Origin of the sequence: uncultured Alcanivorax sp. (genome assembly GCF_947258575.1) — a bacterium.
Taxonomy (GTDB): Bacteria; Pseudomonadota; Gammaproteobacteria; order Pseudomonadales; family Alcanivoracaceae; genus Alcanivorax.
Window position 1 is genome coordinate 232,772 of the sequence record NZ_CAMYIV010000005.1, and the last position, 13,279, is coordinate 246,050.

Genomic DNA, 13,279 nt, shown 5'->3' on the forward strand with positions numbered 1-13,279 from the left:
TTCTGCACCGACCACAATGACCCAGATTCGCAGACTGCAATGTTTTTATACAATCTGCTCAGGCCATTATCTTGCACGTTCGGTCCACAACGCGTAAATCAGAGTCTGCGATAAGTGGAGGCACCGTGACAGAACAACAGGACAAGATTCTCGTCGTCGATGATGACGCCCGTCTGCGCAGTCTGCTGCAGCGTTTTCTCGAAGAGGCAGGCTATGCCGTGAAGGCAGTAGGTGATGCGGAACAGATGGATCGGGCCCTGTCCCGGGAGCTCTATTCGTTGATGGTGCTGGACCTGATGCTGCCCGGTGAGGACGGCTTGTCCATCTGCCGCCGGCTCCGGGAGGCAGAAAACCGTATGCCGATCATTATGCTCACCGCCAAGGGCGATGACGCGGAGCGTATTGAAGGGCTGGATGCCGGTGCGGATGACTACCTGCCCAAGCCGTTCAACCCCCGTGAGCTGGATGCGCGCATCCGGGCGGTGTTGCGTCGCCATGTGCGTGAACTGCCGGGGGCGCCGAGCAAGGAAGAAGGCGAGGTGAGCTTCGGGCCGTGGGAGCTGGATCTGGGTAACCGCACCCTGCTCCGCGACGGTGACCCGCAGAACCTGACCACCGGCGAATTCGCCGTGCTCAAGGCGCTGATACAGAATCCCCGTGAGCCGCTGACGCGCGACAAGCTGATGAGCCTGGCCCGGGGTCGCGAATGGTCTGCCATGGAACGCTCCATCGACGTGCAGGTGTCGCGCCTGCGCCGCCTGCTGGAAGACGATCCCTCCAAGCCTCGCTATATCCAGACCGTGTGGGGCGTGGGCTATGTGTTTGTGCCTGATTAAGAGACGCTTCAGGCCGCACGCAACAGGCATCATGCGCGTGTTGCGTGCGGCGTGGAGCGTGTAAGCTTTGCCGATGAAACTCTATCCTCGCACTGCCTTTGTCCGTTCCGCCATCGTGGTGGGGCTGGTCATCGGTATCAGCCAGGCGCTGACCCTGTGGTTCTTCGCCCGCAATGCCTACCTGCCCGGTATTCGTGAATACGCTCGCCTGACGGTGCTGCAAGCGGAGCTGGCGTTTTCTTCTTCCGGTGAGGAAGACGCCCGCCTGGCCCAGCGACTGGCCGGCGCCACCGGTATTGAAGTGGCCACCCCGGACAACCTGCATCAGGGTACCGTGCTGTTATCCCAGCCGGTGGTCAGCCGGTTCCGGGAAGAGGTGCAGGAACGCCTGCGCGAACCGGTCACGGTAAGGCTGGAGGACAGTCGCCAGCCAGTGCTGTGGGTCAGTGCGCCTTCTTTTCAGAAGCAGTGGTTGCGGGTGCCGATGGAATTCTTCCGCGACTATGACCGCTATCTGCTGCTCGGCTGGGGGGTGACGGTGCCGCTGCTGGCCATTATCGGTGGGTTGCTGATTGCCCGGGGTCTTAACCTGCCGCTGCGCCGCTTGGCCCGGGTGGCCTTGAAAGTAGGGCGAGGCGAAGCGGTGCCGGTATTGAATACCAGTATCGGCCCGGAGGAAATTCAGGCGGTGAATGCGGCCTTCAACCGTATGACCAGCGATCTGCAACAGGCCCAGCGGGATCGGGCCTTGCTGCTGGCGGGGGTATCCCATGACTTGCGTACGCCGCTGACACGATTGCGTCTGTCGGCGGAATTCATGCAGGACGAGGAACTGGCCCACGGCATTATCGAAGATATCGAGGACATGGATGCCATTCTTGATCAGTTCATTTCCTTTATTCGCGATGGCGCCGATGAGCAGCCGGACCTGGAAAATCTCAACGAGCTGATACAGGAAGTGGCCGGCAAGTACCCCACGGAGCAGACCCGTTTTGAGCTACAGGATCTGCCGCGCCTGATGCTCAAGCGGCTAACGGTAAAACGGATGCTCGCCAACCTGATCGGCAATGCACTCAAGTACGGCGCGCCACCGGTGGAGGTGCGTACTGCTGTGATGGAAAACGTGGTGTGCCTGACCGTCCGTGATCATGGCAAGGGCGTTCGCGAAGAGGATATTCCCCTGTTGCTGCAGCCGTTCTCGCGGGGCGAGAAAGCCCGCACCCTCAGTGGCAGCGGCCTGGGGCTGGCCATCGTCAAGCGCATCGTCGATATGCACCACGGTGAGATTCGTCTGGCGAACCATGAACATGGAGGCCTGTTGGTAGAAGTCCGATTTCCGGTTACCGGCAAGTTTGTGCAGCCGGAATCACTGTCCGCCGGGGTACGTTAAGGAACCTGCCGATAACAAAAAAGCCACATTTTCGGGTCGGGAATGTGCGCTGGCGCAAAGTCTGTTTTTTCCGAGCAGCGCATTCTATTGAACACGTCACCGAGCGTAGTGCTAAAACAAAAAACGGCAGGAAAAATGAAAGAGATACTCTGTCGGGAAACAATAATACTGCTCCGAAAATATTGCCAAATGGACTTGGGAGAGCCCGCCATGATTTATCCCCCGCACCAGCATCATGCCGATGTGCTGATAACGTTTTCTACTACCTGATCGCTGATTCCTGACCGGGAAAACCCGTGTTATGAATGCCGATAACCTGTCGCTGCAGTAGCAGAAACAGGTCGTTGGGCCGCACTGTTGTGCGGCCTTTTTTTTGTGGTCGGCCATTTGGGAAATTCTTGCCGAATGGTGGTCAAATAAATACGCTAAAGCGCTATTCGTAAGCGGGGTGATTTCATGAGGGTAGTTTTAGGCGCTATGTTGTTAGCGAGTTCGGTAACGTCGTTTGCTGAATCCGATTTGGAGAAGAAAAACTATTTCGGGTTTCAGTACAGCAAACTGACCCAGGAAAGTGATTTAGGGGATTTCGAGCCTACCGCCGTTCAGTTCAACCTGGGGCATCGCTTTAATCCGTACGTGGCGATTGAGGGGCGTCTGGGGTTTCGTCTGAGTGAGGATGAAAAAACAGTCAATGATGTGGAATATACCATCCAGCCGGTGACTTTGTTGGCAGCCTATCTCAAGGTAGGTCTGGATGACTCGCTGCCTGTTCGTCCTTATCTTCTTGTTGGTCATTCCTCGGCAACGGCAAAGCGAAAAACGGAAGTAAACTTCTTCCGTAGTATTTCTGATTCAGAAACGGTGACAGCCAGTGATCCTTCCTATGGCGGGGGCGTAGCCCTTAATTTGTCGCCGGATGTCTCCATCCATGGGGAGTGGGTGATGCTTGATGATGACGACGGCTTTGATCTGACAGCCTTTAATCTGGGTTTCCATCGTCGGTACTGATTTTTTTCGGGTAAGTGCCTGCGGGCATTCTGTTGCGTTTCTCCAATGCCCGCCCGGACAGAAAGATCAGTAATCCGCCAATAGCCAGTGCCGCGCCTACCAGGCCGGTGCTGGACCAGGCCAGTCCCTGTTTGACGGTGATGCCTGCCAGCCAGGCGCCCAATGCATTGGCCAGGTTGAAGGCGGCATGGTTCATGGAGGCGGCCATGGTCTGGGCGTCCTCGGCCACGTCCATCAGGCGGGTCTGCAGGGCTGGCCCCAGCGCCATGCTGGTGCCCACCAACCCCACGAAAAGGATGCCTGCCACCGTCCAGTTCGCCGCAAAATAGAAGCCCGCCTGGATCAACGCACACCAGATCAGAATCAACGGAATGGCCCGCAGCAGATTGCCGTCGGCAGCGCGGGCACCGGCAAAGTTGCCAATAATGGTGCCAATGCCGAACACCATCAGCACCAATGGCCCCCAGCGCTCCGCCATGCCGGCCTGTTCGGTGAGGGTGGGCATCACATAACTGAATACCGCAAACATGCCGCCGAAACCGATACTGGCCACGCCCAGGGTGAACAGCACCCGCTGTTTCACCAGGGCAGACAGTTCGCGGCGTGGGCTGGCGTTCGGGTCCGGGGATTGGGCGGGCACCCACAGGCGTATCAGCAGGGCGGTGCACAGGGCAATGACGCCGACGCCGATAAAGGCCACCTCCCAGCCGAACAGGTTGCCGGCCCAGGTGGCCAGCGGTGCGCCCACCACGATGGCAATGGTCAGCCCGCTCATCACCCGGGCCACTGCCCGGGCACGCATGTGGTAGGGCACTGCCGATGCCGCCACCAGAGCGGCTACGCCGAAGTAGGCACCATGGGGCAGCCCGGCCAGAAAGCGCAGGCCAACAAAGGTCCAGAAGTCCGTGGCCAGGGCGCTGGCCATGTTGCCCACGGCAAAGACCAGCATCAGGGTAATCAGCAGACCCCGGCGTGGCACCCGGGCTGCCAGGGAAGAAATCAGCGGCGCGCCCACCACCACGCCCAGTGCATAGCTGCTGATGGCGTAGCCCACATCTGGCACCGGCACCTGCAGGTCGGTGGCCACCCGTTGCATCAGGCCCATGATGACAAACTCGCCGCTGCCGATACCGAAGCCGCCCAGAGCGAGGGCCAGGGAAAGGCGAAGCAGACGAGCAGAGTCGGTGGACATAGGGGCTCCTGCGCAGGGCTGCGAGTTGCGTTAGGGGTGAGGGGGAATGGGATTACCGGAATTGAAGAGAGTTCATTCTAGCACGGAGAAAAATGCCCTAGGGTGGCTGATGAGAGGGCGGGCATGTTCGAAGGCGCCCTGAAAGCAGACCAGGAGAAAGCATGAAGGTGAAACGCATCATGGCCAACCTGGCCACCCCGGATCCGGAAAAGGCGGAGGCCTTTTATGGCGGCATTCTGGGGCTGGAACGGATCATGGATCACGGCTGGTTTCGCACCTATGGGTCGGCGGAAACCATGCGGGTCCAGGTGAGTGTGGGTTCAGAAGGCGGTTCGGGTACCGCGGTACCGGACCTGTCCATCGAGGTGGACGACCTGGAGGCGGCGCTGGAACGAATCCATCAGGCCGGCGTGGCCGTGGAATATGGCCCGGTGAGTGAGCCCTGGGGCGTTCGACGGTTCTACGTGCGCGATCCCTTTGGTCGGCTGCTGAATATTCTCCAGCACCAGTGACGGGTGCTGGCCCTGCCCGCTAAGGCAGGGCCACCGGGTTAGAGTGCGCTGGCCGGCACCAACGGAATATTCACCCGTGACGGCATGGCCGGGGTGCTGTAGACGGTCATGGCGCCCAGCAGGCTGGTGAGCAGATCCGGGATCGGGCTCAGGCCGTGGGGCAGGTCGCTGGTGCCCACGCTGATACGCAGTTTTTCCCCGGCCTTGATCCGGGCGCTGGTGGGGAACACTTCCACATCGGCCCGGAACGGTTGCAGGGGCGTGATGGTCTTTTGCGACGCTTCGGTGAACGGGTGCCAGGGTTGAACCAGTTTGCCGTTCATAAAGCGCGATTTGCTGGCATCGAAGGCACTCATGGACGCCATCTGAATGCCGTGGGTCAGCGGCCGGGCAATGCCGTTTTCACCCACCACGCTCACTCTGACGGTGACGTTGGTATCCAGGGCGGTGGTGGAGGCCCAGATCTGCCCGGTGATCGGCCCGTTGATAACCATGTCTTCTTCCAGCGGCTCGCTGGTGTACACCGCCTCCAGCAAATTCACCACATTGTCCTGGGCCGAGCAGGGCGGCAGGATCAGGCCGAGCACGCCGGCGGTCCACTGGCTGGCACTGGCGGAGCACAGGCCATTCACCGGGGTCTGCAGCAGGCTGGTCTGCTTGTTGGTGACGGGGGCGCTCGGTGAAATACTGCCGAACAGCGGGGCGCCGGGCTGGCCGTGGAGGAAAAAGGTTTCTGCTTTTGCCTCAGGGTGCGGCCAGTCGGCGGCGGTCACATAGCGCTCCTCGCCGGTGTAGTACTGGGTGACAGGCGGGTAATCGCCGGCACCGCTGTCCATGCCTTTCAGGTACTGATCAAACCAGGCGAGACGAATATTCGACAGCGCCGGCACCCCGTCGGCGGGCAGTCCGGCGCCGGAAGAGCCGTCCAGATGTTCCCAGGGGCCAATCAGCAGCTTGGCGGTGGTGTGATCTTTCAGGCCCTCGTAAATCAAGGGCTCGCCGCGCTGAAAAATATCGTTGAGCCCGCCCACCACAAAGGTCGGTGCGGTGATCTTGTCGATCTGCTCCAGCGGTGAGCGGATACGCCAGAATTCAGTGTCGTATTTGTTTTCATCGCCGATCAGGGCGCCAGCCACTACCGGCACCTGGAATTCTGTCAGGGCGCCCTGCAGGTGTTGCAGTGTGGTGTTGAGGTAATACCCCGGTTCATTGTTATCCAGCCCGGCCGGGGTGGGGATGAGACCGAGGCCGGTGACCAGGGTGACCCACAGGGGAATAAAGCCCGCATTGATCTGGCCGCCGCTGAAGACGATATCCCGGTAGGCATCACCCATGGGCACAATGGCAAAAATGGCTTTCACCGCCGGGTCTTCCTGAGCGCCGGCGAGCAGGCCGGTAATGCCCATATAGGAGGCGCCGTTCATGCCGATGCTGCCGTTGCTCCAGGGCTGGGTCTTGATGTGGTTCAGCAGTTCGCCGATGTCATCCTGATCTATCTGGCTGAACGCCTGCCAGCTGCCTTCCGAGGCACCGGTGCCGCGCAGATCGACGATGATGTAGGCGTAGCCCCGTTTCACCAGCGCCGGGTCGGCGGCACCGATAGCGCCGAGCGCCTGGTTATAGCCGGTAAAGGTGGCGATCACCGGAAACTGGCCGTCGATGGCATTGCCGTTTTCATCCGCTGGCAGGGTCACGGTGGCGGCCAGGCGAATGCCGTCGCGCATGGTGATCAGCTGCTGGGGCAGGTCGACGGTGTTCGGGTACTGCTCGTCGCGTTGATAGGGTTCACCCCAGCTCAGGTTCCGCGGCGCTGGATCTTCCGCCGACCCGCTGCCGTCCCCGTTGCTGCCATTGGTATCGTTACCGGCGTTGGCTTCCGGGGTGTTGCTGTTGTTGGAGACGGTGGCCGCACTGCCTCCTCCGCCGCCACAACCGGTCAAGGGCAATGCGATGCAAAGCAGGGAGGCCAGGAGCCATGGCCCGGGCCGCAGAAAGGATGAAGGCATGGTGCTATCCCCGAATTGTTATACATGTTTTAGCCTATGAGGATAGAAGCGGAACCGGGACGGGTCTGTTGGTACACTGGTACAAGAAAGTGAATGAGCCGGCGGGTTTTGTGTCGGACTGTAAGGCCCCGGCAGGCGCCGGGGCGGTGTATCAGAGAGAGGGTTTGACGCGCAGCAGGGCGCCATTGCTGCTGTCGGTGAGCAGGTAAAGATAGCCATCCGGGCCCTGGCGAACATCACGGATGCGATCGCCCCTTTCTTCCAGCAGGCGGACTTCCGACAGCGGTTTGCGGCCATCAAAGGCCACCTTGTTCAGATGGGTCAGCTTCAGGGCGCCATGGACGGTATCGCCCTGCCAGTCCGGGTAGCGATCGCTGGTCACGAAGGCCATGCCGGAGGGAGCGATGGACGGGGTCCAGTGGAGCAGCGGCTGGGCCAGGCCTTCCTGCTTGGTGTCACCGATGCCGGGGCCATAATACTCCCGGCCATAGGTAATCTCCGGCCAGCCATAATTCACGCCGGCTTCCACAGCGTTGATTTCGTCCCCGCCGCGGGGGCCGTGCTCATTGAGCCAGGGTTTGCCGGTGTCGGGATGCAAGGCCAGCCCCTGTGGGTTGCGGTGGCCCCAACTCCAGATGGCCGCTGCTTTGCCAGACTGACCGGCCAGCGGATTGTCATCGGGAATGCGGCCATCGTCGTGCAGACGCAGCACGCTGCCGGCCGGGTCTGTGGTGTCTTGGGCGCGCTCGCGCTCCCCCCGGTCGCCCACGGTGACAAACAGGTAGCCGTCGTTATCAAAGAGGATGCGGCCGCCGAAGTGTTTGGCGGTGTTGGTGCAGGCTTTTTCCGCCACGTAGATATCGCGAAAGTCTTTCAGGGCGCCATCCCGGTAAGTGCCGTAGCCCACCGCCGTGGTGCCGCCATTGTCGCCACAGGGTTTGGCATAGCTCAGGTAAAGGCGCTGGTTGTCGGCGAAATCCGGGTGTGGCATTACATCGAATAGCCCGCCCTGGCCACTGGCCACCACCTCTGGTACCCCGCTGACCGGATCTTCCTGCAGGCTGCCATTCACCAGTCGGCGCAGGGTGCCGCGCCGTTCAGTGATCAACCATTCGTTGCCGGGCAGAAACGTCAGGGACCAGGGGTGGTGCAGGCCGTCGGTGAGTGTTGTAGCGGTAACGGTGTCATTGCTTTGCGGCGCCAGGGTGGCGGCGTTGTCGGCACAGGCGCACAGGCTCAGGGCCGTGAGTGTGACGGTGATCAGTGATCGCATGAGGAGCTCCCTTGTTCGGACTGGCTTGAGCATGCCATGCCCGGCGTGAAGGGTGAACCATCGTCACTAACGCTGGCGTTTTCGATTCACCGCCCAGGCCAGGGCAACAGGAACCAGAAATACCACAAAGAAAATAGGCAGTTCGGCCATAAAGGAATAACCGGCATGGACAATGCCCACGGTCATGTTGATGGCCGAGGCGATAAACCAGAACAGGGTGAAGACGGCGAGCAGATGGTGTCGCAGCCAGGGGATGGAGCGGCCGATTAGCGCCAGTATGGCGAACAGCAAAAGACCACCGAGAATGACGATAAGCGTATGCATGTGCGGCTCCCAGTGAGATGGGCGGCAGGCACGGTACGTGCCTGCCTGTTGGCGCTAACGGGTAGTGTAACCGCCGTTGGCAAAGATTGTCTGGCCGGTGATCCACCAACCCTCGGTGGCCAGGAATTTGATGATGGGGGAGATGTCCTCGATTTTGGTCAGGTCCCCGTTCATGGCCTGGGACTTGTGGAAGGCCACCCGTTCCGGGGTTTCCTGGCCGTAGAAGAAGGGCGTGTCCATGGGGCCGGGGGCCACGGCGGAAACCGAGATGCCGCGACCTCCGAATTCCTTGGCGGCTGCACGGGTGAAGTGCTCTACCGGTGATTTGCCGCCGGCATAGGTGGAATAGCCATCGGTAAAGGCAGCCAGCAGAGAGGTGAGCACGGTGACGATCTTGCCGTTGTCGTTCAGGTGTTTGCCCGCTTCCTTGATGAAGAAGTAGGCGGATTTGGCGTTGATATCGAACATGGAGTCGTATTCATCTTCACTGGTCTCCATGATCGGTTTGCGCAACACCTTGCCCACGGTATTGATGGCGATATCGATGCCGCCGAATTTGTCCTTGGCTTCCTGGAAAAGCGCTTCCACATTGGCAGGCCGGGTCAGGTCGCCCTGAGTCATGTAGGCCTCGCCGCCCAGGTCTTGCACTGCCTTGACCGTGTCTTGCGCATCGGCGCGGCTGGCATCGCTGTTGTAGTGCACCACCACTTTGGCGCCTTCGCGGCCGACTTCCCGGCTCAACAGGCCGCCCAGGTTCTTGGCGCCGCCGGCAATCAGTACCACCTTGTCCTTGAATCCGTAGTCCGTCATCAGTCTTGCTCCAGGTTGTTTGTGGTGGAGCTATTGTCGGCAGGCTTGGCATGGGCATAAACCGGTGTAAGCTGACAGCACTTGTCGAAAATAACGAACAATGAGAAGCCATGGATCGTCTTGAAAGAATGCATATCTTCGTCCGGGTGGTGGATTGCCTGAGCTTTACCAGGGCCGCTGAAAGCCTGGAGATACCCCGTTCCACGGTGTCCACAGCGATCAAGGAACTGGAGTCCGAGATGGGCGCGCGTCTGCTGAATCGCACCACCCGGGCTATCAAGGTCACCGAAGAGGGCCGCTTCCTCTACCGGAAAAGCCAGTCACTGTTGCAGGATTATGAACAGTTGGCAGGGGCGTTTGCCGTCAACGATAGCCGCCCTCAAGGCAAGCTGCGCATCAATGTGCCCGGGCGCCTGGGACGGCGTGTGCTGGCACCGGCGTTGCCGGATTTCCTGGATCGTTACCCGGATATCGATATTCAGATGGGTGTCACCGATCGGGCAGTGGATCTGGTGAGCGAAGGCGTGGATTGTGTGATTCGGGTGGGCGAGCTGGCAGACAGCAACCTGATCGCTCGGTCGCTGGGAAGCTTGCCGTTGTGTAATTGTGCCAGCCCAGGCTATCTGACCCGTTATGGTCGACCTGACACGCTAAAGGACCTGTCATCCCATCGCATCGTGGCGTTTGCGTCGTCCATGACGGGCAGGGTGGAAAGCTGGGAATACCGGCAGGGAGACAAGCTGGACAGCCTGGCGCTCCCCGCCCGTGTCACTGTGAATACGGCGGAGGGGATGATCGCCTGTGCCCTGGCGGGGCTGGGGATGATCCAGGTGCCGCACTACGATGTGCGCCACCATCTGGATTCCGGTCGGCTGGTCAGCGTGCTACCTGACACCGTGCCGCACCCCATGCCCATCACCCTGCTGTATCCGCATCGCGAACATATGACCCGGCGTCTGGAGGCCTTTATCGACTGGGTCATCCCTGTGCTGGAAGACAAGGTGCTGGGCATGGCGCAGTGAGTCTCGGCGCCGCCTGGGATTTCTGCTGTTTGTTGTCTTGCCGGTTACGGCAGAATGCCGATACGAGTAAGCACGTCTTTGCCCGGAAAACCGTCGGCGACCAGGTCGTTGGCCTGCTGGTAGCGGGCGATGGCCTTGCGGGTGCCGGGGCCCATCAGGCCATCTTCTTCGCCGGCATCAAAGCCCTGTTCATTGAGGATCTGTTGCAGACGGGTCACCTGATCCCGGTTGAGGCGCGGTGCCTGTGGTGGCGTTTTGGACAGGGGGCCGGCGCCGGCAATGCGGTCGGCCAGGCGGCCCACGGTAATGGCGTAGGATTCGGAGCGGTTCCAGCCCATGATCACCCGGAAGTTGTGATAGGCCAGAAAGGCGGGGCCTTCATGGCCAGACGGCACGATCACGGCCGCCTCCATGTCCGCGGATGGCAGGGGCTGGCCATTGGGCAATGTCAGCCCCAGTTCGGCCCAGTCGGCGAGCGCGCGTTTGTTGCTGAAGCCGGTGAGCTGGTAGTCGAAATCCGTTGGCAGGCTGACTTCCCGGCCCCAGCGAGCTTCCCGTTCCCAGCCCAGGGCTTGCAGAAAGTGCGCGCCGGAGGCCAGAGCGTCGGCGCTGCTGCCCCACAGGTCGCGGCGACCGTCACCGTCGTGATCCTGGGCGTGTTTGAGAAACACGGCGGGCATGAACTGGGTCTGCCCCATGGCGCCAGCCCAGGAGCCTTTCATCTGTGACGCGCTGACATCGCCGGCCTGCAGAATACGCAGGGCATTGAACAGTTCACCCTGGAAATACTCACCGCGCCGGCCTTCGCAGGTCAGCGTGGCCAGGGCGTCGAGGGTAGGGATATTGCCCAGGTAGCCGCCATAGTTGGTTTCCAGCCCCCAGAAGGCCACCAGGTAATGGCCGGGGATGCCATATTCCCGGGTCAGGGTGTCGAGCAATTGACGATGGCTGCGGTATTTTTCGCGACCTTTTTCAATCCGTTGCTCGCTGACGCGCCGGTTGAAGTAGTCGGCAAAGCTGCTGGTGAACTCCGGCTGACTGCGATCCAGTTCCACCACCTTTTCATTCAGTTTAGCATCATCCAGATGCTGGCTGATCACCTGGGCAGGCAAGCCGGCTTCCAGCCCCGCCTGGCGCAGTTTGCTGATGCACATGGCAAAGCTTTCCTGGTCCAGAGCGAGGGCCGGGTGGCTGAAAAACAGGAACAGGGAAATCAATAAAAAGCGGGTGGCCATGGGGACTCCGAAACCGTGGCAGGGGCATCAATGACAGGGAGTTTACGACGGCCCCGCCAGGGTTTCATCGGGAGAATTGCAAAATTGCCGGATCGTTCAGGGGGTTTCCTGTGGCGCTTCCCAGTGAATGGTGACGGTTTGCTTGCCCCACTCACGAGCCTCGGCCCTATCCGCCATCAAGATGTCGATTTTGTCGGTCCAGCGTTTGTTCATCTTGTCGAGCACCACATAGGTACCCATGCCTTCCACTTCCACTTCCGTGCGATGGGTGAGCCCTTTGGGAATCAGGTCGCGGGACACAGCGATGGCTTTCATGCCGGGTTCCAGCTGGTCGCCCCAGGCGGCAAGACCCACATTGCCTTTCTTGGTTTCAGCTTCGGACAGGGTGTATGCCGTAGCGGTGACTTCCTGGCTGATGGTGTTGCCGCTGTCGCTACAGGCAGACAAAAACAGGGCCGCCAGGGTGAGGCTGATTATGGAAAACGGTGTTTTTAGTGTCATGAGATCCCCTTCTTTGAATGACACCTTACCGTGGCAATCTGACCGTGAAGGGGGCATGAACCCGGTGGGCTGCTGATTCAGCCAGGCGTTTCGTGAATTTCCCGGCGAACCCTTACCGCGGAGGAGCGGGCACGGATAACCCGCCCCCGGGCTTCACTGTGAGCGCGGCTGAAGGCGGCGCCGAGTAGCAGGATCATGGAGGAGTAGTACACCCACATGAGCAGAATCACCAGCGAGCCGGCGGCCCCGTAAGTGGAAGCGGTGGCCGTGTGTGACAGGTAAAAGCCAATCAGGGCGCGGCCAATGGCAAACAGTATGGCGGTGATCAGAGCGGCGGGGGCTACGTCTTTCCAGCTCAGCACCACGTCGGGAAGCAGGCGAAAAATCATGCCGAACAAGAGCGCGATGACGATGATGGAGACCAGCACTTCCAGTGCCAGGGCGATGCCACCATGGAAGGGGATCCAGTTTTCCGCGTAGACCAGCAGGGTTTGTACTGCCACGTTCAGCAGCAGGGAGACCAGTAGCACAAAGCCCAGTGATACCACCACGGTCAGCGACAACAGGCGGCTTTTGATGAGTGCGACCACGGTATTGCGTGACGGACGTGGCACCACTTCCCAGATGGCATTCATGGAGCGCTGCATCTGGGCGAAGACCGTGGTGGCGCCGATAATCATGACCGCCAGGCTAAGCAGTCCGGCCAGAATTCCTTGACTGGGGGCGCGGGTATTCATGATGGCATTGCGAATTTCTTCGGTGGCGGCGGGCCCCACCGTCGCTTCCAGCTGGCCAAGAATTTCCGCCATGGCGGCTTCGCTGCTCATCACCAGTGAGATTACCTTCACGGCGAGGATGATGACCGGGGCAATGGAGAAAAGCGTAAAGAACGCCAACGACCCGGCGTAGCTGGCGGCATTACCTTCCAGCCACAGGCGTATGGTGTTCTTGAGAATGCCGAACCAGTAGAGAAAGGTATCTTTCATCGTTGCCTGTCATCAGCGAGTGTTCAGGCAGTGTAGCGGGGGGGAGTTGCAAGTTGAAAGTTTAAAGTTGCAACGCGCGGGGATGTGGCGTTGCCAAACGGGCGGTCCGGGTGCCCCGCGCAAGGAGGCAGGGTGCGGGCAAGGCTGTTCCGTTTTGCTTGAGCCTTGCGACTTGCAACTGAGA

The 13,279-nt window shown here is 60.3% G+C and carries 13 protein-coding genes; 5 read left to right on the forward strand and 8 right to left on the reverse strand.

Features of this window, described 5'->3' with window-relative positions:
• Positions 1–125 precede the first annotated feature (125 nt).
• From ompR to Q0Y02_RS06095, 3 genes are all read left to right on the forward strand, one after another.
• Complete coding sequence (gene ompR / locus Q0Y02_RS06085) at positions 126–836, forward strand: two-component system response regulator OmpR (RefSeq protein WP_272962591.1); 711 nt, start codon at positions 126–128, stop codon at positions 834–836.
• Between the two features lie 73 nt (positions 837–909).
• Positions 910–2,226: an ATP-binding protein gene (locus Q0Y02_RS06090; protein ID WP_297765865.1), complete on the forward strand. Its 1,317-nt coding sequence runs from the start codon at positions 910–912 to the stop codon at positions 2,224–2,226.
• Positions 2,227–2,682: 456 nt separating this feature from the next.
• A complete protein-coding gene (locus Q0Y02_RS06095) occupies positions 2,683–3,234 on the forward strand; it encodes a porin family protein (protein ID WP_297765868.1) in 552 nt (183 codons plus the stop codon).
• On the opposite strand, the gene Q0Y02_RS06100 is transcribed toward Q0Y02_RS06095, so the two are convergent.
• Positions 3,206–4,426, reverse strand: a complete 1,221-nt coding sequence (locus Q0Y02_RS06100) for an MFS transporter (protein WP_297765871.1) — start codon at positions 4,424–4,426, stop codon at positions 3,206–3,208. The genes Q0Y02_RS06095 and Q0Y02_RS06100 overlap by 29 nt on opposite strands.
• Positions 4,427–4,587: 161 nt before the next feature.
• On the opposite strand from Q0Y02_RS06100, the gene Q0Y02_RS06105 reads away from it, so the two are divergent.
• Positions 4,588–4,938 (forward strand): VOC family protein, encoded by a 351-nt coding sequence (locus tag Q0Y02_RS06105; protein WP_297765874.1) that lies wholly within the window; start codon positions 4,588–4,590, stop codon positions 4,936–4,938.
• Between the two features lie 38 nt (positions 4,939–4,976).
• On the opposite strand, the gene Q0Y02_RS06110 is transcribed toward Q0Y02_RS06105, so the two are convergent.
• From Q0Y02_RS06110 to Q0Y02_RS06125, 4 genes are all read right to left on the reverse strand, one after another.
• A complete protein-coding gene (locus tag Q0Y02_RS06110) occupies positions 4,977–6,944 on the reverse strand; it encodes a CocE/NonD family hydrolase (protein ID WP_297765876.1) in 1,968 nt (655 codons plus the stop codon).
• 151 nt (positions 6,945–7,095) lie between these two features.
• On the reverse strand, positions 7,096–8,217 hold the full coding sequence (locus tag Q0Y02_RS06115; RefSeq protein WP_297765880.1) for a PQQ-dependent sugar dehydrogenase: 1,122 nt from the start codon (positions 8,215–8,217) through the stop codon (positions 7,096–7,098).
• A gap of 66 nt (positions 8,218–8,283) precedes the next feature.
• Positions 8,284–8,541: a hypothetical protein gene (locus Q0Y02_RS06120; protein WP_272962598.1), complete on the reverse strand. Its 258-nt coding sequence runs from the start codon at positions 8,539–8,541 to the stop codon at positions 8,284–8,286.
• 54 nt (positions 8,542–8,595) lie between these two features.
• On the reverse strand, positions 8,596–9,351 hold the full coding sequence (locus Q0Y02_RS06125; protein WP_272962599.1) for an SDR family oxidoreductase: 756 nt from the start codon (positions 9,349–9,351) through the stop codon (positions 8,596–8,598).
• A gap of 110 nt (positions 9,352–9,461) precedes the next feature.
• Between Q0Y02_RS06125 and Q0Y02_RS06130 the strand changes: the two genes are divergently transcribed.
• Complete coding sequence (locus tag Q0Y02_RS06130; protein WP_297765885.1) at positions 9,462–10,373, forward strand: LysR family transcriptional regulator; 912 nt, start codon at positions 9,462–9,464, stop codon at positions 10,371–10,373.
• A 44-nt stretch (positions 10,374–10,417) separates the two neighbouring features.
• Here Q0Y02_RS06130 and Q0Y02_RS06135 read toward each other — a convergent pair whose 3' ends face one another.
• From Q0Y02_RS06135 to Q0Y02_RS06145, 3 genes are all read right to left on the reverse strand, one after another.
• Positions 10,418–11,608, reverse strand: coding sequence for a lytic murein transglycosylase (locus Q0Y02_RS06135; protein ID WP_297765888.1), 1,191 nt, complete (start codon positions 11,606–11,608; stop codon positions 10,418–10,420).
• Between the two features lie 96 nt (positions 11,609–11,704).
• Entirely contained in the window at positions 11,705–12,109 is a 405-nt protein-coding gene (locus Q0Y02_RS06140) for a 3D domain-containing protein (RefSeq protein ID WP_297765892.1), read from the reverse strand.
• 77 nt (positions 12,110–12,186) lie between these two features.
• The gene (locus Q0Y02_RS06145) at positions 12,187–13,095 is read right to left on the reverse strand and encodes a YihY/virulence factor BrkB family protein (protein WP_297765895.1); all 909 of its coding nucleotides are present in this window, start codon (positions 13,093–13,095) and stop codon (positions 12,187–12,189) included.
• Positions 13,096–13,279: the final 184 nt, after the last annotated feature.

What these genes read in the sequence shown, in the direction of transcription:
- Q0Y02_RS06090 (WP_297765865.1), top strand. Translation starts at nt 910, where the DNA reads ATGAAACTCTATCCTCGCACTGCCTTTGTCCGTTCCGCCATCGTGGTG.
- Q0Y02_RS06095 (WP_297765868.1), top strand. Translation starts at nt 2,683, where the DNA reads ATGAGGGTAGTTTTAGGCGCTATGTTGTTAGCGAGTTCGGTAACGTCG.
- Q0Y02_RS06100 (WP_297765871.1), bottom strand. Translation starts at nt 4,426, where the DNA reads ATGTCCACCGACTCTGCTCGTCTGCTTCGCCTTTCCCTGGCCCTCGCT.
- Q0Y02_RS06105 (WP_297765874.1), top strand. Translation starts at nt 4,588, where the DNA reads ATGAAGGTGAAACGCATCATGGCCAACCTGGCCACCCCGGATCCGGAA.
- Q0Y02_RS06110 (WP_297765876.1), bottom strand. Translation starts at nt 6,944, where the DNA reads ATGCCTTCATCCTTTCTGCGGCCCGGGCCATGGCTCCTGGCCTCCCTG.
- Q0Y02_RS06115 (WP_297765880.1), bottom strand. Translation starts at nt 8,217, where the DNA reads ATGCGATCACTGATCACCGTCACACTCACGGCCCTGAGCCTGTGCGCC.
- Q0Y02_RS06120 (WP_272962598.1), bottom strand. Translation starts at nt 8,541, where the DNA reads ATGCATACGCTTATCGTCATTCTCGGTGGTCTTTTGCTGTTCGCCATA.
- Q0Y02_RS06125 (WP_272962599.1), bottom strand. Translation starts at nt 9,351, where the DNA reads ATGACGGACTACGGATTCAAGGACAAGGTGGTACTGATTGCCGGCGGC.
- Q0Y02_RS06130 (WP_297765885.1), top strand. Translation starts at nt 9,462, where the DNA reads ATGGATCGTCTTGAAAGAATGCATATCTTCGTCCGGGTGGTGGATTGC.
- Q0Y02_RS06135 (WP_297765888.1), bottom strand. Translation starts at nt 11,608, where the DNA reads ATGGCCACCCGCTTTTTATTGATTTCCCTGTTCCTGTTTTTCAGCCAC.
- Q0Y02_RS06140 (WP_297765892.1), bottom strand. Translation starts at nt 12,109, where the DNA reads ATGACACTAAAAACACCGTTTTCCATAATCAGCCTCACCCTGGCGGCC.
- Q0Y02_RS06145 (WP_297765895.1), bottom strand. Translation starts at nt 13,095, where the DNA reads ATGAAAGATACCTTTCTCTACTGGTTCGGCATTCTCAAGAACACCATA.